This is a genomic window from Streptomyces sp. NPDC032822, from assembly GCF_055578825.1.
Genome location: NZ_JBVIOL010000014.1, coordinates 114093 through 137156 on the forward strand (window position 1 = coordinate 114093; position 23064 = coordinate 137156).

The 23064-nt window shown below is 73.2% G+C and carries 19 protein-coding genes; 4 read left to right on the forward strand and 15 right to left on the reverse strand.

Translation table 11 applies throughout. The features are described 5' to 3' along the window. Positions 1-5: 5 nt before the first annotated feature. The 4 genes from ACZ5VD_RS32505 to ACZ5VD_RS32520 all read right to left on the reverse strand — a co-directional run bounded on the left by ACZ5VD_RS32505 (position 6) and on the right by ACZ5VD_RS32520 (position 2426). A complete protein-coding gene (locus tag ACZ5VD_RS32505; RefSeq protein ID WP_468551502.1) occupies positions 6-731 on the reverse strand; it encodes a metallophosphoesterase family protein in 726 nt (241 codons plus the stop codon). Next, positions 728-1021 carry a BON domain-containing protein gene (locus ACZ5VD_RS32510; RefSeq protein ID WP_468551503.1) on the reverse strand — a complete coding sequence of 98 codons (294 nt, stop codon included), beginning with the start codon at positions 1019-1021 and terminating at the stop codon, positions 728-730. The genes ACZ5VD_RS32505 and ACZ5VD_RS32510 overlap by 4 nt, the downstream gene beginning before the upstream one ends. Beyond that, positions 1018-1746, reverse strand: coding sequence for a nucleotidyltransferase domain-containing protein (locus ACZ5VD_RS32515; RefSeq protein WP_468684255.1), 729 nt, complete (start codon positions 1744-1746; stop codon positions 1018-1020). The genes ACZ5VD_RS32510 and ACZ5VD_RS32515 overlap by 4 nt, the downstream gene beginning before the upstream one ends. Before the next feature lie 146 nt (positions 1747-1892). After that, the gene (locus ACZ5VD_RS32520) at positions 1893-2426 is read right to left on the reverse strand and encodes a DoxX family protein (RefSeq protein WP_468684256.1); all 534 of its coding nucleotides are present in this window, start codon (positions 2424-2426) and stop codon (positions 1893-1895) included. Positions 2427-2695: 269 nt separating this feature from the next. Between ACZ5VD_RS32520 and ACZ5VD_RS32525 the strand changes: the two genes are divergently transcribed. From ACZ5VD_RS32525 to ACZ5VD_RS32540, 4 genes are all read left to right on the forward strand, one after another. Beyond that, positions 2696-4600 (forward strand): DUF1996 domain-containing protein, encoded by a 1905-nt coding sequence (locus ACZ5VD_RS32525; protein ID WP_468684272.1) that lies wholly within the window; start codon positions 2696-2698, stop codon positions 4598-4600. Positions 4601-4863: 263 nt separating this feature from the next. After that, positions 4864-5502, forward strand: coding sequence for a class I SAM-dependent methyltransferase (locus tag ACZ5VD_RS32530; RefSeq protein ID WP_468551506.1), 639 nt, complete (start codon positions 4864-4866; stop codon positions 5500-5502). Between the two features lie 90 nt (positions 5503-5592). Continuing rightward, the gene (locus tag ACZ5VD_RS32535) at positions 5593-5766 is read left to right on the forward strand and encodes a CsbD family protein (RefSeq protein WP_468551507.1); all 174 of its coding nucleotides are present in this window, start codon (positions 5593-5595) and stop codon (positions 5764-5766) included. Positions 5767-5940: 174 nt separating this feature from the next. Beyond that, positions 5941-7665, forward strand: coding sequence for a hypothetical protein (locus tag ACZ5VD_RS32540; RefSeq protein WP_468551508.1), 1725 nt, complete (start codon positions 5941-5943; stop codon positions 7663-7665). Positions 7666-7779: 114 nt separating this feature from the next. Here ACZ5VD_RS32540 and ACZ5VD_RS32545 read toward each other — a convergent pair whose 3' ends face one another. The 11 genes from ACZ5VD_RS32545 to ACZ5VD_RS32595 all read right to left on the reverse strand — a co-directional run bounded on the left by ACZ5VD_RS32545 (position 7780) and on the right by ACZ5VD_RS32595 (position 22955). Continuing rightward, a complete protein-coding gene (locus ACZ5VD_RS32545; protein WP_468551509.1) occupies positions 7780-8421 on the reverse strand; it encodes a cutinase family protein in 642 nt (213 codons plus the stop codon). A 149-nt stretch (positions 8422-8570) separates the two neighbouring features. Continuing rightward, positions 8571-9800 carry a PucR family transcriptional regulator gene (locus ACZ5VD_RS32550; protein ID WP_468551510.1) on the reverse strand — a complete coding sequence of 410 codons (1230 nt, stop codon included), beginning with the start codon at positions 9798-9800 and terminating at the stop codon, positions 8571-8573. Positions 9801-9922: 122 nt separating this feature from the next. Then, complete coding sequence (locus tag ACZ5VD_RS32555; protein ID WP_468551511.1) at positions 9923-10867, reverse strand: alpha/beta hydrolase; 945 nt, start codon at positions 10865-10867, stop codon at positions 9923-9925. Positions 10868-10888: 21 nt separating this feature from the next. Continuing rightward, positions 10889-14899, reverse strand: coding sequence for an acyltransferase domain-containing protein (locus tag ACZ5VD_RS32560; RefSeq protein ID WP_468551512.1), 4011 nt, complete (start codon positions 14897-14899; stop codon positions 10889-10891). Further along, positions 14896-16671, reverse strand: coding sequence for a fatty acyl-AMP ligase (locus tag ACZ5VD_RS32565; RefSeq protein ID WP_468551513.1), 1776 nt, complete (start codon positions 16669-16671; stop codon positions 14896-14898). The genes ACZ5VD_RS32560 and ACZ5VD_RS32565 overlap by 4 nt, the downstream gene beginning before the upstream one ends. 81 nt (positions 16672-16752) lie before the next feature. Then, positions 16753-18264, reverse strand: coding sequence for an acyl-CoA carboxylase subunit beta (locus ACZ5VD_RS32570; protein ID WP_468684273.1), 1512 nt, complete (start codon positions 18262-18264; stop codon positions 16753-16755). 279 nt (positions 18265-18543) lie between these two features. Next, the gene (locus tag ACZ5VD_RS32575; RefSeq protein ID WP_468551514.1) at positions 18544-18993 is read right to left on the reverse strand and encodes a hypothetical protein; all 450 of its coding nucleotides are present in this window, start codon (positions 18991-18993) and stop codon (positions 18544-18546) included. A gap of 157 nt (positions 18994-19150) precedes the next feature. Continuing rightward, the gene (locus ACZ5VD_RS32580; RefSeq protein ID WP_468551515.1) at positions 19151-19819 is read right to left on the reverse strand and encodes a class F sortase; all 669 of its coding nucleotides are present in this window, start codon (positions 19817-19819) and stop codon (positions 19151-19153) included. 115 nt (positions 19820-19934) lie between these two features. Further along, positions 19935-20453 carry a hypothetical protein gene (locus ACZ5VD_RS32585; protein WP_468551516.1) on the reverse strand — a complete coding sequence of 173 codons (519 nt, stop codon included), beginning with the start codon at positions 20451-20453 and terminating at the stop codon, positions 19935-19937. A 163-nt stretch (positions 20454-20616) separates the two neighbouring features. Beyond that, positions 20617-21570, reverse strand: coding sequence for a GNAT family N-acetyltransferase (locus ACZ5VD_RS32590; RefSeq protein ID WP_468551517.1), 954 nt, complete (start codon positions 21568-21570; stop codon positions 20617-20619). A 629-nt stretch (positions 21571-22199) separates the two neighbouring features. Next, positions 22200-22955 carry a carbonic anhydrase gene (locus ACZ5VD_RS32595; RefSeq protein ID WP_468551518.1) on the reverse strand — a complete coding sequence of 252 codons (756 nt, stop codon included), beginning with the start codon at positions 22953-22955 and terminating at the stop codon, positions 22200-22202. Between the last annotated feature and the right edge of the window lie 109 nt (positions 22956-23064).

The window sequence follows — 23064 nt, forward strand, 5'->3', positions numbered from 1 at the left end:
ACCCGTCAACCGGCGTGCAGCTGATACACGTTGAACGCCCGCCGGATGACCGGCTGGGCCACGTTCCGCACCCGCACGCCCCCCGCCGTCATCCCGTGCTCGGTGCCCATGTGGGCATGCCCGTGGACGGCGAGGTCGGCACCGGCCGTGTCGATGGCCTCGGCCAGCAGATAGCTGCCGAGGAACGGGAAGATCTCCGGCGGCTCACCGGCGAGGGTGTCGGCGACGGGGGAGAAGTGGGTGAGCGCGACCCGCAACTCGCAGCCCTCCCGCTCCAGTTCGGCCAGCGCGGTGTGCAGGCCGTCCGCGCAGCGCCGGGTGTGGCGGACGAACTCCTTCATCAGCGGCTCGCCGAACTCGCCGGCGCTGCGCCCGACGAACCCGCCGCCGAAGCCCTTGGTCCCGGCCACGCCGACGCGGGCGCCGCCGCACTCCACGATCGTGCTCTCGCCCTCCAGGACGGTGACACCCGCCTCCTGGAGGATGGCGGTGACCTTCTCCGGCTGCTCGTCGTGATGGTCGTGGTTGCCGAGCACCGCGACGACCGGCACCGGCAGCCCCCGGACCTCCCGGGCCACCACCCGTGCCTCCTCCGGAGTGCCGTGCCGGGTGAGGTCACCGGCCAGGAGGAGCAGGTCGGCGCAGTCGGGCAGGGTCTCGAAGGCGGGCCGCAGCAGGCCCTGGCTGTCGAGCCCCATATGGATGTCCCCCACGGCGGCGACGCGGATCACGGCAGGTCCTCCGCACCGTCGGGGGAGGCGGTCTCCGCGACCACCACGTCCGTGTGCACCACCAGCCCGGCCAGCTCCTCGTGGACGGTCCGCAGCAACGTCTCGCGGCACTGCGCGGAGGGCACCGTGCCGCTCACCACGACCGCGCCGGCCCGCACCTCCGCCCGTACGCCCAGTTCGCCGAGTTCCTCGGCGGCGAGCCGGTCGCGCAGATGGGCGACGCGGTACTCGACGTGCTCCGCGGCGGGATGGCCGCCTCCCGGGGGCTGCCCCGCACCGGGGTCGCTCATCGCCGGTCCGCCTCCGCGCTGGTCCCCGCCTCCGGTCCCCTCTCCTCCTTCGCCCGCGGCGCGATGACCGCCAGCCGCTCCAGGAAGTAGAAGAACGCGTCGGGCATCGGGTCGTCCCCACAGGCCCGGCGTACGGTCTCCCAGTCGACCCGTTCCCGCAGTGTGCGGGCGATCGGCAGTACCGCCCCGAAGTCGCAGTGGTGCTCGGAGAAGGCGGCCACCAGACTGTGCACCAGGTCGGTCGGCGACAGCACGGGCATGAACACCGAGTCGACCGACGACTCCTGCGCCCGCTCCAGCAGTTCCGTGGTGACCGGCTGGTGCGCCAGCTCGAAGATCAGGTCGACCTGCTGTCCGAGGCAGCCGGCCTTCAGCAGCCAGTCCTCCGGCGGCGCGTGCACCGGCAGGCCGGCCTCGCGCAGGGTCTCGGCCACGGCGTCCGCGTCCTGGGGCCGGAAACAGAAGTCCACGTCGTGCTGGAGGTTCTGGGTGCCGCCGTGCGCGTACACGGCGACACTGCCCGCGAGGGCGAACGCGTGCCCCGCGCGCTTCAGGATCGCCCCGACCTGCTTGGCGGCCTCCAGGATCGCCTGATTGCGGTCCAGGGGCAGACCCTCGCCCAGCACACGGTTCTGCGGGACCAGTTCGGGATCACCCGACGCCAGCCGCAGCTCCGTCACACCGCCGAGCTGACCCAGAGCGTCGTCGTCCGCCTGCCGCGCCATCGGAGCCCCTTTCCCTGGTCGACTCCCTCGTCGACGCCGCGGCCCGAGTACCCGGAGCGCGGACATCGACACGAAGGCGGACCGTGCGCGGGCGATGCCGCGCCGCGCGGTGATCGCGATGTCCGCCGTCGCCCCCCGGCTGCCCGTCAGGAGGGCAGTTTGGCCTTCAGCCGGCCGGCCGCCGCGGCGGGTCCGGCGGTGGCGTGGACCGAGCGGCTCACCAAAGCGGCCTCGCGCCGCAGGTCATGGGCGGTGTGCCGGCCGCGCCACCACAGCGAGGGATGTCCGGCGGTGTCGTCCGCCGCGATGAGCAGCCCGCCGAGCATCGAGAGGTTCTTCAGGAAGTGGATGCGCTGCTGGGAGCGTTCCTCGGGGTCCTCGGCCTCCCAGAAGCGGTGGCCGGCCAGTGTCGTGGGCACGAGCGTGCCGGCGATGGCCAGCGCCGCGATCCGCGGCACCCGGCCCATGCCGAGCAGCACCCCCGCGGCCACCTGGACCGCTCCGTTGAGGCGAACGACCTGCTCGGTACGGTCCGGCAACGCCTCGACGCGCTCGGTGACCGGCTGGACGACGGGCTCGGCGGCGGGGGCCACCGCCTTGGGATCGCGCAGGGACTTCAGGCCACCGGCGATGAACATGGAAGCGAGCATCGGGCGGCCGACCAGACGCAGCAGACTCATGAGGGCTCTCCAGGGGGTGCGGGGGCAGGGTGCGTTCCCGGGTTCCCACCCACCGGAGACTCATTCGACGCACCGGCCCCGACCTGCGGATCGTACGAGGTTGCTGTGAATTTCCGGGACGGTTGAACACTGCGCCCCTCTGTTCCGTATAGGGCCGGGGGATTTCCATGCCCGTAAGGACAAAACGTGCAGGAGTAGCTTCCGTGGGACACAACAGGCGCAGACGTCCGACAGGCGCACGACGTGCGACCTTCGCCGCAGTGGCACTGATGCTGGGCGGTGGTGGCCTGATGGCGGTCAATGTGTACGCCTCGGCCACCGGCGGCGGTCAGTCGGACGACGAGGGATCGGGCCGCGCCCGGGTCCTGGGAGCCCCGACCATCGACTGCCCCGATGTCGGGACCCAGTTGACCACCGTGCCCGACGAGGCCCAGGGAGAGGTCGGCAACGAACTCGCCGCCCTGGACCAGCAGATAGCCGAGGCCTACCGGCAACTCCAGGACCCGGCAAGGAACGCGGACCCCGACAGCGGGATCATGGATCCGCTCAAGGAGGACCGCGCCGGGACGATCGCGCGCATATCCGCCGCGATCGACCGGGTGGGGGAGAGCCCCGAGGGTCTCGACTTCCTGGCGTCCTGCGCCCTGCGCGAGCCCGAGAACCAGACGGGCGAGCAGAACGGCGGCGAGGACCAGGGCGACGGCCAGGACCAGGGCGAGGGTCAGGGCGACGGCGCCCAGCAGCCGGGCAACGGCGGACAGGCCGGCAACGGCCCCGTCGCCGCCGACTTCGCCGACATCACCGGCGTCCAGCCCGACGTGGCCGCCCCGCAGAACCAGGACGGCGCCTCCAAGGGCACCTTCGTCACCAGCTGCGGAGTGAACGCGAACGGACTGTTCAACTCGGACAACGTGATCGTCGCCCCCGGCGTCACCAACGGCGCCCACCACTTCCACGACTACATCGGCAACCAGTCCAACGACGCCTTCGCCAGCGACGAGGACCTCGCGAACGCCGAGACGAGCTGTGAGGACCAGGGCGACAAGTCGACGTACTACTGGCCCGTGATCCGCCTGCAGAACGGCGCGCAGGAGCAGGACGCCAACTCTCCCGGCGGCGGCATCGAGGGCAACGCCGGCGAGATCGTCACGCCGAGCCAGGTCACCCTGACGTTCGTCGGCAGCCCGCGCGGCGAGGTCACGGCCATGCCGCGGCTGCTACGCATCATCACCGGCGACGCCAAGGCGTTCGTCAACGGGACCGCCAACGCCAACGCGTCCTGGAGCTGCACCGGGTTCGAGGACCGGCAGCTCAAGGACAAGTACCCGCTGTGCCCGCAGGGCAGTGACGTGGTCCGCACCTTCAAGTTCCAGAGCTGCTGGGACGGCCGCAACATCGACAGCGCCAACCACCGTACCCACGTGGCGTTCGCCCAGGCCGACGGCGCCTGCCCCGCCGGGTTCGAGGCCGTTCCGCAGTTGGTGCAGCGCATCGTCTACGACGTCGACGCGCCGAGCCTCAAGGACGGCGGCCGTACCACCCCGCTGTTCGCCGTGGACTCCTTCCCGGAGCAGCAGCACAAGCCGGTCACCGACCACGGTGACTTCATCAACGTCTTCGACGAGGACCTGATGGGCGAGATGGTCGACTGCATCAACGAGGGCCGTCAGTGCGGCCCCGGTGACAACCAGGACCCCGGCAACGGCGAGGACCCGCAGGACCCGCCGGCCGAGGAGCCGAGCGAACAGCCGAGCGAGGAGCCGTCCGAGCAGCCGTCCGAGCAGCCGTCCGACGAGCCCGAGGAGCAGCCGACGGCGACTCCCGCACCCTCGACCGGAGACACCGGCAACGGTGGCAAGGACAACGGCAACGGAAACGGCGGCAAGGACAACGCCGACGCACCCAAGGTCGCCACCACGCCCCCGCCGAGCGCCCCCGCCAGCCTCCCCGAGGCATGGTCGAACGACCTGGAGGGCGAGGTGGGCAGCGAGGTCTCGGACGATCCGACGACCGAGGTCGTGGCACTGCCGTCCACCGCTGACCGGACCGAACCCCAGACGGCCGGTGGCTCACTGGCCGAGACCGGCACCCAGCTGTGGCCCGCCGCGGCCGGAGCGATCCTCCTGATCTCCGGATTCGTCCTGCTCCGGCGCACCAGGCGAGGCTCCCTGTAGGCCCGGCCGGCTGAACGCGTGGAAGCAGCGGACCACCACCTACGAGACCGCGTTCCGAGCCCGGCGTGACCTCGATCGCGACACCCGGTCCGCGGTGGCCGAGTACGCGAGGGAACAGGGCAGGGCACGCCAGGAGACGGAGAGGGAGGTCCACGCGGCCGTGGGCCGAGGGGCACCGGAGCAGTGAGGCCAGGTTTTTGCCGTACCGGCAACTCTCGTTGCCGTCGACCGTGGCCCGTCGCAGGCTTGGTGCCATGACACACATGGCGCACACGCACCGTCCCCCGACCCCGGCCGCCGCGTTCTGGGAAGCCCGCTACCAGGACAGTGTCCGGGTCTGGAGCGGTCGCCCCAATCCGCTGCTCGTACGCGAGGCGAGCCATCTCCCCCCGGGCACCGCCCTGGACCTCGGCTGCGGGGAGGGCGCCGACGCGGTGTGGCTGGCGGCCCGCGGCTGGCAGGTCACCGGAGTCGACATCTCGCACACGGCCCTCGAACGCGCCGCTTCGCACGCCGCCGAGGCGGGAGCGGGAGACCGTACGACATGGGAGCGGCACGAGCTCGGCACGACGTTTCCCGAGGGCTCCTTCGACCTGGTCAACGCCCAGTTCCTGCAGTCGCCTGTCCCCCTCGACCAGGAGGCTGTCCTACGACAGGCCGCGGCGGCGGTCGCCGAGGGCGGCACGCTCCTGATCGTCATGCACGCCGGCTGGCCGTCCTGGCAGAGCGAGCCGCCCTTCGAGGCGGAGTTCCCCACGCTGGAGGGCACCCTCGCCCAGCTCGCGCTGCCGGAGGAGGGCTGGAGCGTGGAAACCATGCACGCGGTCCGCAGGGACAGCGTCTCGCCCGAGGGCGTGGAGGGCTACCGCGAGGACAACGTGTGGCGGTTCCGGCGTCGGTGAGACGGATCCCGGAGCCCGCGTTTGGAGATCAAGGGGACGGCTACCCGAGGTGTGGACACCGACGTCGAACACGACTGGGAGTGAGGCAACGTGGCCGGAGACCAGAAGTCCAAGGCGAAGGCGGAACAGGCCAAGGGCAAGGCCAAGGAGACGGTCGGCCGCGCGGTGGGCAACGAGCGGATGACGGCCGAGGGCCGGGCCGAGCAGGCCAAGGGTGACGTCCGTCAGGCCAAGGAGAAGGGCAAGGACGCCTTCAAGCACTGACAGCGTCACCGACACCCGCAGGATCTCGGCGGGACCCCCGATACCCACGGGGGTCCCGCCGACCGCTCTGTCACCCCGGGCGCCGCTGTTGCCGGATGACAAACGCTCCGCGAGCCGCTGCGTTCCCGTGAGCACCGCCTGAGCGCACCCCGTTCGCGGCCCTACCGTCCGGTTATGAACCTGAGTCGCAGCGAGAGAAGAACGTGGCGAAGCGCCGCGGCGGCGGTGCTGCTGACCGCGGGAGCGCTCACGGCGATCAGCCCGGGCGACGCGCGGGCGGACACCGAGCGGACCGAGACACCGGTGACGTCGACGTCCCCGGTCGCCGGAGTCAGCGAGTCGGTGGTGCGGGTGAAGGTGCCGTTGCCGGCCTCCGCAGGGGCGCGTCCGGCGGCGTGCGACTGGCTGTCGTACCTGCGCTACCGCTCCGCCGACGGACCGGCGGCCTCGGCCGACGCCGACCGGGTCCTGGTGGCCCAGCCGGGCATCCTGGAAGGTGCCGGAGCGTTCGACAGTGTCGCCCGCAACACCGTGGCACGGGCCGCCGCGGAGGGCCGCCACATCGAGTTCTGGGCGCTGGACCGCCGCTCCAACTGCCTGGAGGACCCCACCGGAATCGCCTCCGGCGACCAGCACACGGCCGTCGACTACTACTACCGGGGCAAGCAGGTCGAAGGCCGGACCTTCGCCGGATACGTCGGCAACGACCGGCTCGGCTGGATGGCGAAACAGGGCATCGAGCAGACCGTCCGCGACCAGTACGACCTGCTCGCCGCCGAACTGCCCGACCAGAGCCTGCGCAAGCAGAAGGTGCTGTGCGGCGGCCACTCCCTGGGCGGCGTGGTCACCGGCTACTTCGCCGCCGCCGACTTCGACGGCGACCCGGCCACCACCGCCGACGCCGGCCACAACCAGTGCGCCGGGTACTTCGCCCTCGACACGACCGTCTCCACCTCGCTGGGCGACCTCAGCGGGAGCATCCCGGACGACACCAACCTGCCCGACATCGGCCTCGGTTACGGGGTGGTGCAGGCCGGACTCGACAGCGGGCTCCTGCCCCGCGCCCTGTCCGCGCCGGTGCTCCTCAACCCCGAGACCATGACCCTGCTGGCCATCGCCGGGATGGGCGCGGTCGGCGACCCCGGCGGCGAGGCCGACCTGCCCGCCTACCTGCCCGCCAACGTCAACATCGAGACGACGAACCGTTTCCTGCTCTCCAAGGACACCGCCACGTTCCTCTCCGGCTCGCCGGCGGTGAAGGACTTCCGGCTCACCAACGAGGCCGTCCTCGGAGCGCTGCTGGACGACCACTCGGTGCCGCTCGCGTTCCTGCAGAGCAGCGTCGGCTTCTTCGACGGCGGTCCGATCGTCGACAAGAACTTCCCCGCCGCCAACGGTGACGACGAGCAGCCGGCGCTCTTCGGCACCGAGTACAAGGCCATCCCCGACCAGCCGCACGGCCCGCTGTACACGTGGCGCAATTACGACCGTGTCGGCGACGCCGACGACCCCGGCTACCGGTCCGCCGACGGCACCCCCTTCACCCATGCGGGCAAGGAGGTCACCGACATCCAGGAACTCGCCCGCAGCCTGGCCGAGCAGCCGTTGGACTTCACCGAGCAGTACTTCCCGACCAAGCTGGTCACGGATATCCAGATGTCCACATCGCCGCAGGTGAAGCGGCTGGTCGTGCACCCCGACGGGCTCACCGCCAACCCGACGCTCACCGTCCTGGCGGGCGACGGACTGCTGGCGGGCCGGGTGCCGCCCGACCTGAACGCCGTGGTCGCCGACGGCTACCAGCACCTCGACGTGCTGACCGCGGCGCCCGTCCAGAACAACGGCCGCCCCGAGCCCGTGTCCACCCACCTCACGCAGTTCGCCCGCGACCCCGCCTAGCACCCCCGCACGGACCCGTACAACGGTGGGCCCGGGAGGAGATCCTCCCGGGCCCACCGGCTTGCGTCCGGCTCGGAACGGCATGCCTACGGCTCAGGCACGCGTGCCTACGGCTCACACCTTCCCGGCGGCGAACGTGGCCGCCGCGTCGGCGTTGGCGGTGTAGCCGAGGTGCGCGCCCACGTCACCGCCACCGTTCTCGCAGACGGGGTCGCCCGCCGCGCAGAAGTCGATGGTGCGGCTCTGGTAGGTCCCGGTGACGCTCTTGCCGAGGGCCCGGATGGGGTTGCCGAACAGCAGCACGGCGGCCACCTTCGGCGCGAGGGTGGCGGGAAGGGTGGCCACGATGGGACTGCCGACCACCGCACCGGCGCTGCTGATACCGATGGAGTTGTCGACGACGTTCGCGCCCTGGGAATAGCCGACCAGAATGAAACGCTGGTTCGGGCACGAAGAGGCCTGGCTCCTGACGTGATTCACCAGATCCGCGTTTCCCTGCGCCGCGGAGGTCGGGGAAAGGTCGGCGGGATAGTTCACCTTGTAACTGGTGAAGCTTTTCCCGGTGATTTTCTTCTGGAGTGCGGAATACACCGGGTCGCCGACTATCAGGCCGAGCGTGCCGGGTTCGAACGTGCCGCGGGCTGCGACGACATCGAGGTCGGAGCAGGCCGCGGCCGACGCCGTCGGCGCCGTGAGGGTGGCCAGTCCGGCCCCGCCGGCCAGGGAGAGAGCGGCGAGGCACAAGCGGATACGCATGGGGGATCCTCCGATTTCCGGGCGCGTGACGCGCCTGCGAAAAGGACGGTCCCGAACGTATTCGCCTTTCCGGTCGGGGTGTTATGCAGAGGATTATGGAAGGGGTGCGGATTTTTGCGCCCGAATGAGTACGGCGCTCCGGAACGCATTCACTGGTCGACCGCCCCCTGTTCCCGTAATGCCTCGGCCCGCAGTGCGAGAACGAGGTCCAGTCGCAGGTCGGGATCGTGCAGGGCGTCCCCGAAGAGCTTCTCCAGCTGCCGGAGGCGGTAGCGGACGGTCTGCGGGTGGATGTGGAGCCGGGCGGCGACGTCGGGGACGTTGCTGCCGCTCAGCAGCCAGGCGAGCAGGGTCTCGGCGAGCCGGGGACGCTGTCCCACCGAGACGGCGTCGAGCGGGCCCAGGACCCGCCCCTGCAACTGGGCGAGCAGCGGCTCGTCGTCGTACAGCAGCAGGGTCGAGAGATGGTCGGCACAGCGCACCACGCCCTGCCGCGGGAGGATCCCGCGGCCCATCAGACCAAGGGCCCGGGTGGCCCAGCGCAAGGACCGTGCCCCCTCGGTGAGTTCGACCGTCGGGCCGATCGCGGCCGGCCGGCCGCGCAGCGCGAGGGCGAACCCCCGGCTGCCGAAACGGCCCGACCCGTCCGGGTCGGGCACCAGCATGCGCGGCGGTCGCGAGGCCATGTCCACCAGCGCGCCGGCCGCGGCCAGCGGCCAGTCCTCCTCCCGCTGCTCCGGCCCGGCCGCCAGAGCCACGACCGCGACCTGCCGGGGGACCGGCCAGCGCGCGGCGTGCGCGAGATCCTGCACGGCCTCCGGTGCCACCGGGCCCTCGCCCAGCAGCAGGTCGAGCAGTCTTCTGCGGCGCCGTTCCAGCTCGTCCGTGCTGTGCGAGCGGGCCTCCGCGTAGCCGGCCGCGGCCGCCTCCGCGACCTCGTGGACGGTCCGGAAGGCGAGTTCGCCCAGCGCCGCGACGACCGCCGAGTCCAGCCCGAGCTGTTCCGCGGTACGGCCCATCAGCCGCCAGGCGTGCAGCCCGCCGACCCGCAGCGCCGACTGGAGCGCGTCCAGGCTGCGCTCCTCCAGGGCCTCGCCGCGCCCGAGTTCGTAGTACGTGGCCGCGATCGTCTCGCCCCGGCCGCGTGGGTCGGCGATGTGGTCGACGAACAGCGTCAGCGCCTGCACCACGCCGGCTCTGAGGTTGTGCCGGTGGTCCGGGTCGGTCGACCGGGCGTACTCGGGAACCTGTCTGCGGACCTCCTCCTCCACCTCGTCGGCGACGGATTCGAGCTGGGAGCGCAGCAGTTCGGCCAGCTCGGGGGGGACCGGCGGGGCTTCGGGTCCGGTCGGCACACCGTGCGGGACGGGGGCAGCCATCGCGGACACTCCTTTCACCCGGAAGCGGCTCACCCGAGGGCTGTTGCCCGAGAGGCGAGTGGGACGTCCTGTGTTGGACGGACGGTCCCTGCGCTCCGTTCCGTGCCCCGCCGGCTCCGACATCACTCGGGCAGACCCAGCGCACGGGCGAGCATCGGCCACGAGGCGGCGAACTCCCCCTTCCAGTAAGCCCAGCTGTGTCCCCCTCCCGAGTAGAAGTGCGTGGTGACCGGCACGCCCAGGAGGGCGAGCGTGTTCGTGAAGCTGTGCGCGGAGGGCCACAGCGCGCTCTCCAGCGCCTCGGGCAGCGGATCACCGCTCCCGCCGACCAGCCCGCTGCCGTTGGACACGTACAGGGCGGTGCCGCGCAGACCCGCCGCGCGGGCGCGCGGGTTGAAGTCGCGCCAGGTGAGGAGGTTCAGGATCGGGCTGCCCCAGAGGGCGGAGAACAGCAGGTTCTCGCGGGCCACGATGGCGTTCATGATGGCCGGCACGCCGGGCGCGGTGGTGTCGAGGATCCCGCTGTAGGAGGCGGCGGCGGTGAACACCCCCGGATGCCGGGCCGCGTGCGCGAACGCCCCGTACCCGCCGGTGGAGACCCCGGCGACGGCCCGCACCCCGGAGGCCCGGTAGGTGCCGCGGAGCAGGGCCTGCACCTCCTCCAGCTGGAAGGTCTCGTAGTCGGTCCCGTCGCGCCAGGCCGTGGGAATGCCGGTGGGGCCGGCGTCCGGCATCGCCACGATCAGGTCCCGGCCCTCGGTGAAGGCCTCGATGTCGGTCTCCCGGGTCCACGACGTGTAGTCGTCGTGGGCGCCGTGCAGCAGATACAGCACGGGGTACGTCCGGTGGGGCTGCGTGTGGAACCCGGACGGCAGGATCAGCCGCACCGGCGCGCCGCGGCCGAGCGCGGCGGAGTTCACGGTCACGTCCAGCGTGCGCGGCCCGAGGCGGGTCGCGGCCCGTGCCCGCCCGGTCGTGGCCCCGGCTCCGAACAGGAGGGCCAGACCGGCGACGGCGGCGGCCTTGGCGACGGTACGGCGGGGCGGTTCGATGGGGCGGTCAGGCATGGCGGCTCCTCGGATCTCGGTTCAGGGGGTCTGCTCGGCCCCTCCGGCGGCATGGGAGCGCTCGCCGAGCCGCCGCCGCAGATGGGCGGCGATCTCGTCGACGTGCGGCGGGTCGAGCAGCGACAGATGGTGCCCGGACACCGGTACGACCTCCAGGCGCGGGCACAGCTCGTCCCAGCCCAGCGCCTCGTCGTCCCGTTCGTACGCCGGGTCGCGCACGGTGTGCGGTGCGGGCTCGCCGGCCCGGTACAGCACCACCGGGCCGTCGTGGGCCCCGGGCCGGTGCGCCTCGCCGGCCCGCAGGTCGATATAGGAGGCACGCTGATGCTCCAGCGCCGCCGCCGGCACCTCGACGGCCTCGCGCAGCGCCCGCAGCACGGCGTCGATCCGGTCACCGTCGTCGTCCGTCGCCACGAGCTCGTCGTACGGCAACTCCAGCCGGGCACCGTACGTTTCGCGGACGTGCCGGGCGAAGCCCGTCAGGTGGGCGCGGATCCGGTCGGCCGGAGTGCGGCCGGGCTGGGGGAGCGGCCGTACGGAGTCGATGAGGACGACCAGCTCCACGGACCGTCCGGCGGCCGTGAGCTGCCGGGCGGTCTCCTGCGCGAGGAACCCGCCGAAGGACCAACCGCCCAGCAGACAGGGCCCCTCGGGGTGGACGGCGGCGACGGCCCGCGCGTACCGGCTCGCCTTCTCCGTCACGGAACGCGCCTCGGCCACCCGCTCCAGCCCGTAGACCGGCCGGTCGTCCCCGAGCCGTTCGGCGAGCGCCCGGTAGACGCCGGCGGATCCGCCGGCGGCGTGCGCGAGGAAGAGCGGGGCCCCGGACCCGGTCTCGCGCAGCATCCGCACCGGGGAGCCCTCGTCGGCCGCCCGCCGGATCCGGTCGGCGGCCTCCTCGACGGTGGCGGTGCCGAGCAGGTCGCGCAGCGGCAGCTCGATGCCGAACTCGCGCTCCACGGCCATGCGGATGCGGACCGCCATCAGGGAGTCCAGGCCGAGGTCCGCCCATCCGGCGGTCGGCGTGATCCGGGCCGTGGGGTGCCCGGTGACGGCGGCGACATGGTGGGTGAGCCGGTCGAGCACGGAGCCGGACTCCGCCCGAACGGACTGAATGGACCGAACGGGCTGAGCGGGCGCCCCTGTCGGGGTGCTCGCGCGGTGCTGCTTCCCGTCCGTCCACCAGTGGCGGGAGTGCCGCCAGCGCGGGGCGGGGACGTCCACGACCCGGCCGCGGGGCCGGGGGAGGGCCAGCCCCGCGACGTACAGGGCCCCGAGCTGCCGGACGAACCCGGCCGCGCCGTCCGCGTCGCGGCGCAGGGTGCCCACGGCGAGGGCGTCGGGGACGGTGTCGACGACGGCCCGGGTCAGGACCGGATGCGGGGAGATCTCGACGAAGGCGGTGTGACCGTCGGCGGCGGCCGCCGCGAGCGCCCGGTCCAGACGCACCGGCCGCCGCAGGTTCGCGGCCCAGTGCGCCGCGTCGAACAGGCAGTCCCCGCGCGGGTCGTCCAGCACGGTGGAGTACACCGGCACCCGGGGCCGCCGCCCCCGCACCCCGGCCAGCGCCTCGGTCAACTCCGGCACCAGCACGTCCACCTGCGGCGAATGCCCGGCGCCCACCACCCGCATGGCCCGCGCCACCCGGCCCCGCTCCTCCAACCGCCGCACGAGAGAGGCCACTTCGGCCTCCTCGCCGGTGACGACCTTCTGGCGGGGCGAGGAGTGCACGGCGACATGCACGCCGGGCAGGTCCCGGCGCAGCGCGTCCAGTTCCTCGTCCTCGACGTCCACGACCGCCATCGAGCCACCGCTCAGACGGCTGAGCAGCCGGGCCCGTACGGCGACCACACGCGCCCCGTCCGTCACGTCCAGGGCGCCCGCGCACACCGCGGCGGCCACCTCGCCCAGCGAGTGGCCGATCACGGCGGCCGGTTCGACGCCGTAGGAACGCCACAGCTCGGCCAGTGCCACCTGGAGGCCGAACAGAACGGGCTGGGCGACCTCCAGACGGTCCAGGTCGGCACCGGAGGCCAGGTGGTCGTACAGCGACAGCCCGCACTCCGCGGCCAGTTGGGGATCGAGTTTCTCCACGGCGGCCGCGAACGCGGGCTCCTCCTCCAGCAGCCGCCGGCCCATGCCGGCCCACTGGCTGCCGTATCCGGAGAACACCCACACCGGACCGTGCCCGGCGAGGGAGCCCTCGCCCGTGACGACCCGGGCATCGGCACGCCCCGCCGCCAACGCGCCCAGGGCGTCGGCGAGTTCGGCCCGGTCACCGGCGACCGCGGCGGCGCGCACGGGCCCGCGACCGGTGCGTCCGGCGAGCGTGCGCGCCACGTCCAGGAGACGGGCGGAGCCGCCCGCACCGGTGCGGAGCCAGTCGGCGACCCGGCCCGCGGTGTCGCCGAGACGCTCGCCGTCGACGTCGGACAGCGCGTACAGGCGGGCCACGGGCTCCTGGCCCGGGTCGGGGAACAGGGCGTCCGGCCGCCATTCCTCCAGTACGGCATGGGCGTTGGTGCCGCTGAACCCGAACCCGGAGACCCCGGCGGTGGCCGTCCCGCCGTAGCGCGGCCACGGCTCGGGCTCGGTCACCACCCGCAGCCGGGCATCGGACAGGGAGCCGCCGTCCGCGCAGTGCAGGGAGGACGGAACGCGGTCGTGGTGGAGGGCGAGGACCGTCTTGACCAGGCCGGCGATCCCGGCCGCCGACTCCAGGTGGCCGAGGTTGCTCTTCACGGAGCCGAGCAGCAGCGGCTGGTCGGGGTCCCGGCCGGCGCCGAGCACGGCGGCCAGCGCGCCCGCCTCGATGGGGTCGCCGAGGGGTGTGCCGGTGCCGTGCGCCTCGACGTAGTCGACACCTGCCGGATCGAGCCCCGCCCGGGCGTACGCGCTGCGCAGCACGGCCTGTTGGGCGGCCGGGTTGGGTGCCATCAGGCCGCCCGACCGGCCGTCGGAGTTGACGGCGGTGCCCCGGATCACCGCCAGCACCCGGTCCCCGTCGCGTTCGGCGTCGGACAGTCGCTTGAGCAGCACGGCCGCGCAGCCCTCACCGCGGCCGATCCCGTCGGCCGCCGCCGAGAACGGCTTGCACCGCCCGTCCGGTGCCAGCGCCCCCGCCCGTCCGAAGGCGACCCCGACGGTGGGGGAGAGCAGCAGGTTGACCCCGGCGGCGATCGCGGTGTCGCTCTCGCCCGTGCGCAGGCTGACACAGGCCTGGTGCACGGCGACCAGGGAGGAGGAACAGGCCGTGTCCACGGCCACGCTCGGCCCGTGGGTGTCCAGGACGTACGCCAGCCGTCCCGCGGCCACGCTCAGGGCCGCACCGGCCGGCGCCCACGGGTCGACGGCGTCCGGGTCGGCCCCGGTGAGCTGCCCGTACTCCGGCGCGGAGACGCCGACGAAGACACCGGTGGCGGTGCCCGCCAGGGACGCGGCCGGGACGGCGGCGTGGGCGAGGGTCTCGTGGACGACCTCCAGGAGGATGCGCTGCTGGGGGTCGATCACCGCGGCCTCGCGCGGGGTGATGTGGAAGAAGTCCGCGTCGAACCCGGCGATGTCGTCGAGGTAGCCGCCATGGGCGGGTGCGTCGGCGGGCGGGTAGGCGGTGAAGTCGCGCCAGCGGTCCTCGGGGACCCGCCGGATCGCGTCGACGCCGTCGCACAGCAGCCGCCAGTACTCCTGCGGCCCGTGCACCCCGCCGGGCAGCCGGCAGCCGACCCCGACCACCGCGACGGGCTCGCCGGGCGCCGCCTCGCGAGCCGCCGGGTGCGGGGCGCTCTCCTGCGCCCCGCGGCACAGCCGGGCGACCAGGGCCTCGCCGGTCGGCGTCTCCCACAGCAGGGTGGCGGGCAGTTCGCGCCCCAGCAGCTGTGAGAGCTCACCGGCCAGCGCGACCGCGTCCCGTGAGGACATGCCGAGGTCCGCGAGCGGCCGGTCCATCGGGACGTCTTCGCCGGGTGTCTCGTTCCAGACGGCGACCCGCTCGGCGATCAGCCGGCGCAGCACGGCCGCGTCGACGGCCGTCATGCCGCTCCCTCGGACACCGCTCCCCTGACCGCCATGGCGGGCCGCCCGTAGGCACCCTCCAGGTAGCGCGTCCTGGTCAGCGCCCGTGACACCTTGCCGCTCGACGTGCGCGGAACCGTCCCCGGCGCCACCAGCACCACGTCCGCCGGCCGCACCCCGTGCCGTACGGAGACGGCCGCGCGCACCGCGCGCACCAGGTCCGGTACGTCGATCGTGTCGAGGTTCGCGCCGCGCGTGTGCTCGGCCACGACCACGACCCGCTCACCCTCCCGCCCGGGTACGGAGAACGCGGCGAGCCGGTCGCGGCGCACCACGGGATGCGCCTCCTGGGCGGTGGCCTCCACGTCCTGCGGGTAGTGATTGCGCCCGTCGACGACGATGAGGTCCTTCAGCCGCCCGGTGACCACCAACTGCCCCTCCAGCACGGTCCCCAGGTCGCCGGTGCGCAGCCACCCGCCCGCGGGGGCCCCGGTGTCGGCCAGCTCACCGCCGAAGACGTCCCGGGTCTCGGCTTCCCGGTTCCGGTAGCCACGGCCGACGTTGGGCCCCTGCACCCGGATCTCGCCCACCTCGCCCTCCGACAGGACGGTCCCCGTCGCGGGGTCGGCGATCCGCACCCGCTGACCGGCGGGCGTGCCGCAGCCCGCCAGCAGGACGGCGCGGGGATCGTCCGGCCGTGCGGGCAGTGCCTTCCCGGCGGCGAGCGCGTCCCGGTCGAGGGCGAACCGCCGCAGCTCATGACCGGGCCGGGCCGCGCTCACGAACACCGTGGCCTCGGCCAGCCCGTAGGAGGGACAGTGCCGGTCCGGTGCGAGTCCCTGGTCCGCGAAGGCGGCGTGGAACCGGTCGGCGGTGCCCGGGCGCACCGGCTCGCTCCCGTTGATCAGCGCGGCGACCCCGTCGAGCCGCAGGTCGGCCTTCTGTTCGGCCGTGACGGCGGAGGCACAGTAGTCGTAGGCGAAGTTGGGCGCGGCGCTGAGCGTCCGCGGGTGCGCGGCGAGCAGCCGCAGCCAGCGCACCGGCTGGTGGACGAAGGCCGCCGGGTCCATCAGCACCGACAGCAGCCCCCGGGTCACGGGCGCGGCCACACTGAGGACCAGCCCCATGTCGTGGTAGAGCGGCAGCCAGCCGACACAGGTCACCGGGTGTGCGTCGGCACCGTAGGCGGACAGTGCCTGCCGGGCGTTGGCGACGACATTGCCGTGCGTGATCTCGACGCCGGCCGGGGCCCGCGTCGACCCGGAGGTGTACTGCAGATAGGCGACCGCGTCCTCGTCGACGGCCACCGGCCGCGCGTGCCCGGCGGCGGCGTCGGCGACCTGGTCCGCGGCGACGACGGGCACGGACCGACCCGCGCAGAAGTCGCGTACGGCATCGAGTTCGCGGGCGGTGGTCACGACGACCGCGGGATCCGCGTCGGCCAGGACGCCCGCGAGCCGCCCGGCATGCCCCGGCAGACCGGGCGGATACAGCGGTACGGCGACCATCCCGGCGGTCAGCGCGGCCAGGAAACCGGTGACGTACTCGACGCCCTGCGGGCACAACAGGGCGACTCTGTCCCCGGGTCGGGCCTCCTCGGCGAGCCGGGCGGCGAGCGCCCGTACCCGCAGGTCCAGGCGGCGCCAGGTCAGGGTGCGGTGCACGCCCCGCGACTGCGGGGCGGGATGATCGACGAAGGTGAACGCGCGGCGGTCGGGGGCGACTTCGGCCCAGTGCCGCAGATACTCCGGCAGGGTCCGGCACGGGGGTGTGATCGGGCGGCGGCTGTCCATCAGGGGAGTGGCTCCTCACGTCGCGGAAGCGGCTTGCGGGGCTCAGGCGTGGCAAGCGGGAACGGGCGGGCGGGGCCGGTCTCAGAGCGGGATGTTGCCGTGCCGCCGCTGCGGCATCGGAGCCCGCTTGCCCCGCAGGGCACGCAGCGCGCGGCAGATCTGGTCGCGGGTCTCGCGCGGGGCGATGACCGCGTCGACGTACCCGCGTTCCGCGGCCTGGTACGGGGTGCCGTGCGTGATCTCGTAGGCGGCGACGAGCTTCGCCCGCAGGGCCTCGGGGTCGTCCGCGGCGGCGAGTTCACGCCGGTGCAGCACTTCGACGGCCCCCTCGGCGCCCATGACGGCGATCCGGGCGGTCGGCCAGGCGAGGTTGACGTCGGCGCCCAGATGCTTGGAACCCATCACGGCGTACCCGCCCCCGTACGCCTTGCGCACCACGACGGTCACCTTGGGGACGGTCGCCTCGGCATAGGCGTACAACAGCTTGGCGCCCCGCCGGATGATCCCGCCGCGCTCCTGCCGGACCCCGGACAGATAGCCCGGCACGTCGGCGAAGGTCAGCAGGGGGATGCCGAACGCGTCGCAGCACCGCACGAAGCGGGCGGCCTTCTCGGAGGCGTCGATGTCGAGCACACCGGCCGAGTGCAGCGGCTGGTTGGCGACGACCCCGACCGAGTGACCCTCGACCCGGGCCAGGGCGCAGATGATGTTCGGTGCGAACAGCTCCTGCACGTCGAGGAGTTCACCGTCGTCGACGACGGCCCGCAGGATGTCCCGCATGTCGTAGACCTGCCCGAGCCGGTCCGGGACCACCGTGTCGAGCCCGTCCCCGGCGGACGCGGCCCCGGGCGCGTAGTCCGGCGGGCGTTCCAGGTTGTTGGCGGGCAGGTACGACAACAACTGGCGTACGGCGTCCAGGGCGTCGTCCTCGTCGGCGGCCAGGAAGTGCGCGTTGCCGTTGACGGTGTTGCTGGCCCGCGCGCCGCCCAGCTCCTCGGCGGTGGTGCGCTCGCCGGTGACCGCCTCGATGACATCGGGCCCGGTGACGAACATGTGGGAGGCGCCGTCCACCATCACGGTGAAGTCGGTGATCGCCGGGGAGTACGCGGCGCCGCCCGCACAGGGTCCCAGCACGACCGAGATCTGCGGGATCACCCCGGACGCCTGCACGTTGCGGCGCACCAGCTCGGCGTAGAGAGCGAGGGAGGCGACGCCCTCCTGGATGCGGGCGCCGCCCGAGTCGTTCAGCCCGACCACCGGACAGCCGGTCTTCAGGGCGAGGTCCATCAGGGCGACGGTCTTCTCCCCGAAGGCCTCGCCCATGCTGCCGCCGAAGACGGTGGAGTCCTGGGCGAAGACACACACCGGGCGGCCGTCGATCGTGCCGTGGCCGGTGACGACCCCGTCGCCGTGGGGGCGGGAGCCCGCGCCCACGGTCGGGCGGGCCCGGACGAACTGGCCGGTCTCGGTGAAGGAGTCCGGGTCCAGCAGGCGGTCGATGCGTTCCCGGGCCCCGAACTCCCCGCGTCTTCTGGGGCCGCCCGGGGCCGTCGCCCGTGCCCGAAGCCGTTCCAGCTCGGCGACACGGTCGATCGTGCGGTCCGGGCCGGTGTCCGCACCCGGTTCCGGACCGGGATCCGGGTCCAGGTCAGGGGCCGGGTGGGGGTCCGGGTGGGGGTCCGGGCCGGGTGAGCACGCCGCCTCCGTCGCCTGGGGTGTCGTCACCTCTGTCGTCACAGCCACCTCCGAAGTCGCCTTCGAGAATGGCAGCGACCAGGGGGCGGACCGGGCGGATCGGCGGCGCGTTTGCCTGAGGTGAGTGCGTCGTCACGCCGGTTCGTCCCGGCGTGACAAGCGGACCGCCGTCAGGCGTCAGTACCAGCCGGTTTCGGCGAGGACATGGCCGTCGCACGTGAGCAGGGCGCGGGAGACCCGGCCGTTGAGGTTGTTGCCGATCATCGAGAAGGCGTAGGAGATGCCCGAGTCGACGGTCTCGGAGACCCATCCGTCGGAGCGCCCGGCGCCGTTGTTGGACCGTTCGAGGACGGCGGCACAGTTGGTCCGGGAGTTCTCGATCCGTGCGAAGGATCCGCACTTGCTGGAGTAGAAGTACTTCAGGGCCATCCCCGAGGCGTACTTGGTGGCGCCGACCTGCGCGAAGGTGCCGGCGCAGCTGGAGATGGTCGGGTACTGGCCCTCCATGCCGTAGGCCCCGTAGTTCCCGCCCTGGAACTGGGCGGCCTGTGCGGAGACCGGGGTCAGCGCCAGGACGGCGGCGGCACCTCCGGCGGCCAGCAGTGTGGTGATGGATCGACGGCTCATGAGCCCTCTCCCTGTGTCGGCGACGTCATGACGAACGGTCGCCGACCGGCTTCCCCCGTCCGCGACCCGCCTGGCGACCCTAGAAGGCGCGCGGCGCGGGCCGGTACCTGACACATGTCAGGGTGTGCGGGAGCCGGCCGACGCGCCGCGCCGCAGGTCAGGCCAGGTGGGCGAAGACCACGAGGTTCTCCGTGTAGTCCCGGACCGTGCGGTCGTAGTCACCCGCACAGGTGATGAGCCGGACCTGGGCCCGCGGGGTGTCGCCGTACACCCGGCGGTCGGGGAAGTCCTTCTTGTCGAACGTCTCGACGCTGTCGACCACGAAGGTCGCGGTGCGCCGGTCGGCCCGGGTGACACGGAAGGTGTCGCCCTTGTCCAGCTCCGCGAGGTCGGCGAAGACGGCCGGTGAGGTCGCCGTGTCGACATGGCCGGCGATGATCGCCGTACCCGACTCGCCGGGGGACGCTCCCTCGGCGTGCCAGCCGACGAGGTTGACGTCGTCCGCGGGCGGCGGCTTGAGCTGCCCCTTGGGCCCGATGGCGAGGGCGGTGAAGGGGGCGTCGACGGAGATCTCCGGGATGATCAGGCGCAGCGGCCTGGAGCGCGGCAGCCGCTTTCCCGCCCGCTGACCGGCGGGGCCCGCCGAGGCACCGGGCTGGGCGGCACGGGGCGGGGGAGCGCTGTCGGACGACTCGTCACCACCGCCGGCCAGACTCAGGGTCACCAGCAGAACGGCCACGGCACACAGCACCAGCCCGGTCGACCGGGACCTCGGCCCGGCAGGGGCCGGCTCGGTGACGCCGGAAGGGGAAGAAGGAGCTGCCATCGGACACCACCTCACTCGGGCACGGCAGCACAGGGATGGGAACAGGGGGACACCGACCGGGCCGCCACCCGGCGCACGAGTGGCGGCCACGGGCCGCTATCGCATCAGGCACGGGTCAGGCCACGTTCCCGGCGGACCGGTTGCGGCGCGCCGCGTACAGGCCGGTGCCGGCGACCGCGAGGACGGCCAGTCCGCCGGCGGTCACACCCGGCGAGGCCAGTGCGCCGCCTCCGGTGTGCATGCCGCCACGGGGCTTGTCGTACTCGCCCTTGCCGTGCTCTCCCTTGTCGTGGTCGCCCTTGGAGTAGCCGCCGTCGTCCGCGTCCTTGTCCTTGTAGGCGTCCGCGCCGTCGCCGTCGTTCCGGTAGGTCTCCGGATCGTGCTTGGGGTCGCGGGTGGTGCCCCACTCGTCGTCGCCCGCGACGGTCAGCGCACCGCCACCGGTGTGCATGCCGCCGCGCGGTGTGTCGTGCCTGTCGTCCTTGTCGTGCTCCTTGTTGTATGAAGAGTCTTCACGACTGTAGGAAGACTTGTCGCCGTCCCAGTCGTCCTCGGCCGAGTAGGCACCGGGTGCGGAGATTCCGACGACGGCCGCGGCCCCGGCCGCGGCCAGGAGCAAGCGTGTAGAGCGCATCTGCATTCCTTCCGCCTCGGCCGGGACAGCTGCCACTTCGTCAGCCGATGTGACCCGACCTCGACGTGATCCACCGTCAGTCAGGCGCCGGGATCCCACCACTCCAGAGGCTCACTCGGGCGAACCGGGCGTGGGCCGTCCGCATCCCGGCCCCGGCCCGGGGTCACGTCAGGACGGTCTCCCAGGTGTCCACGGCGTAGTGCACATCCATTCCGTGCCGGGCGTACAACTCGGGTGCCCCGGTGGCGTTGGCGGTGTCCACGCCGAGTCCCACCGAGTCCCGCCCCCGTGCGGCGAACGCGGCGAACGCGTGCCGCAGCAGGAACCCGCCCAACCCTCGCCCCCGCGCCGCGCGCAACACGCCGATGCTGCGGATCCAGCCCATCGCCTCGCGGTCGTCCCGGGCGATCAGGAACCCCACGTCCCCGAGGTCGTCGGTGGCGACGAGCCACACCAGCGACCAGTCGAGGGTGTCGGCGTCGACGTCGTGCAGCCACTGGTCGTAGGGGCGCGGCTGGAAGTCGAAGTGCTCGGCGAACCCGGCCTGGTACAGCTCGTGGACGCGCGCCCGGTCCGCCTCGGTGCCGCAGGACCGCACCCGTACGCCGGGGGGCGGCGCGGGCGGCAGGTCCCGCGCCGGACCGAGGCGGCGCCGCAGCACGTGATACCGGCGTACGACCCGCCATCCCCGCGCCCGCAGCAGTTCCGTGTCGAGGGTGGGCGCCACGTTGAGCTGCAGATGCACCACGGCCCGCTCGGCACCGTTCTCCCGCGCCCTGGCCAGGGCGCGGGCCTCCAGCGCGTCCAGGATCCGCGCCCCGGACGGCTGGTGATCGGGCAGCACATAGTGGTCCACGTCGATGCGTTCGCCCTGCGACTCGTCCCACAGCAGCCCGTACGCCACCAGCCGCTGTCCGTCGAAGGCCAGCCACGAGTCGCGTGCGAGGTCGGTGTCCGGGTGCTTGAGGTCGGCCTCGACCGTGTGCAGATCGGTCTCGCCCCGGCCGATCTCGATCACGTCGACGGCGTTGAGCAGACCGGTGATGAGCGGCGCGTCGGCGAACGTGGCAGGGCGCAGCCGGGTCGACGGGGGGTCAGGGTCCGGGAGAGTCGACATGGGGTCAGGGTCCGGGGGAGCGGCGCCGGCCCGCAACGGGTTTTCGCCGGACGGGCACGGCGGCGCGGTGCCCGTCCGGCGCTGTCCCACGACAGGGGACCGGCGACCTGCCCCGGGGCGGGGGGGCGTCGGACTCCCGCGGCGGAGCCGGACGGGGGACGGCGGCCCTCTCGTCCTCGACGTCCTCCTCGACAGCCTCGGTGTCGACGGCGACTTCCGGACGGCGAGGGTGCAGGCGGCCCCCGTCACCGCACGGACGAACTCGCCGCTGCACCAGCCCACGCGGCCGCTGGCGGCTCACGGCCCGTCCCGACGGGGAGCCGGTGGGGATGGCCGTCCCGACCCACACCGGCTGCCACGTGATCGCCGCCCACGTCGCCGTATCGCCCGGCCATCGCAGTCACGGCCCGATCGGCGTCCTGTTCGGTGAGGGCTCCCGCGTCCTCGCCGAGCAGGGCGTTCTCCGCCTCCGCGCCCGCACGGATCTCGGCGACAGGCCCATGGCGAACGCCTTCCGCCGCGCCGGACACGTCGGCTTCGGGGGCGAGGTCAAGCCGAGCCGGAGCCGAGCGGCGTCGGGTGCCGCCGACGCGCGGGCCGCGTGGTCCGCGCGTCGACGGGTGGGGGGATCAGGTGAGGGGGTGGACGAGCTGGCTGGTCAGTTCGTAGCGGGCGCCGACTATGGCGAGTTGGCCGGCGGCCACCTTCGCGGCGAGATCCGGCTCGGCGGCGAGGCGGTTGCGGACGGCCCGGACGTTGGCGTCGATGGTGGAGTCGACGCGGGCGTCGCCCTCCTTGGCGCGGTCGATGTTCGGTGCGATCCGGTCGGCCAGGTACTGGATGTGGGAGGGCAGCTCCGCGCCGGAGGTGTCCGCCTCGACGGCCGCCCGCACGGCACCGCAGGACTGATGACCCAGCACCACGACGAGCGGTATCCGCAGTTCGAGGACGCCGTACGCGACGCTGCCGAGCACCGCCTCGTCGAGGACCTCCCCGGCGGTGCGCACGGTGAGCAGATCACCGAGGCCCTGGTCGAAGACGAGTTCCGGCGGGACCCGGGAGTCGACGCAGCCGAGCACGACGGCGAAGGGATGCTGACCCGACGTCAGGCTCTGCCGGATCGCGGGGGCCTCGTCCGGGTGCCGCTCCCGGTAGGTGCGCCAGCGTCGGTTGCCGGCCGCCAGCTCTCGCAGCACCTCCTCGGCGGTGCCGGGGCGGCGGCTCGTGGCGGCGGTCGTGGCCGAGGCGGGGGTGGTGCCCAGGGCGATGCCGGCTCCGAGGGTCGCGGCCCCGGTCAGTCCGGCGCGCAGGAAGCCACGCCGGGCCGGGCGGGCGGCGAGGAACCGTGCGCGGGTGGGTCTGAGGGGGGTGTCTTCAGAGTTCACGGAGAGGAACGTATGTCCGACTCCGGGGGTGATCCCTCACGTTGCCGAACCATGGCCGGGGCGCGGTGAAGTCATCAGCTGATCTTGGTCGGTTCTTGGGATCAGCGAG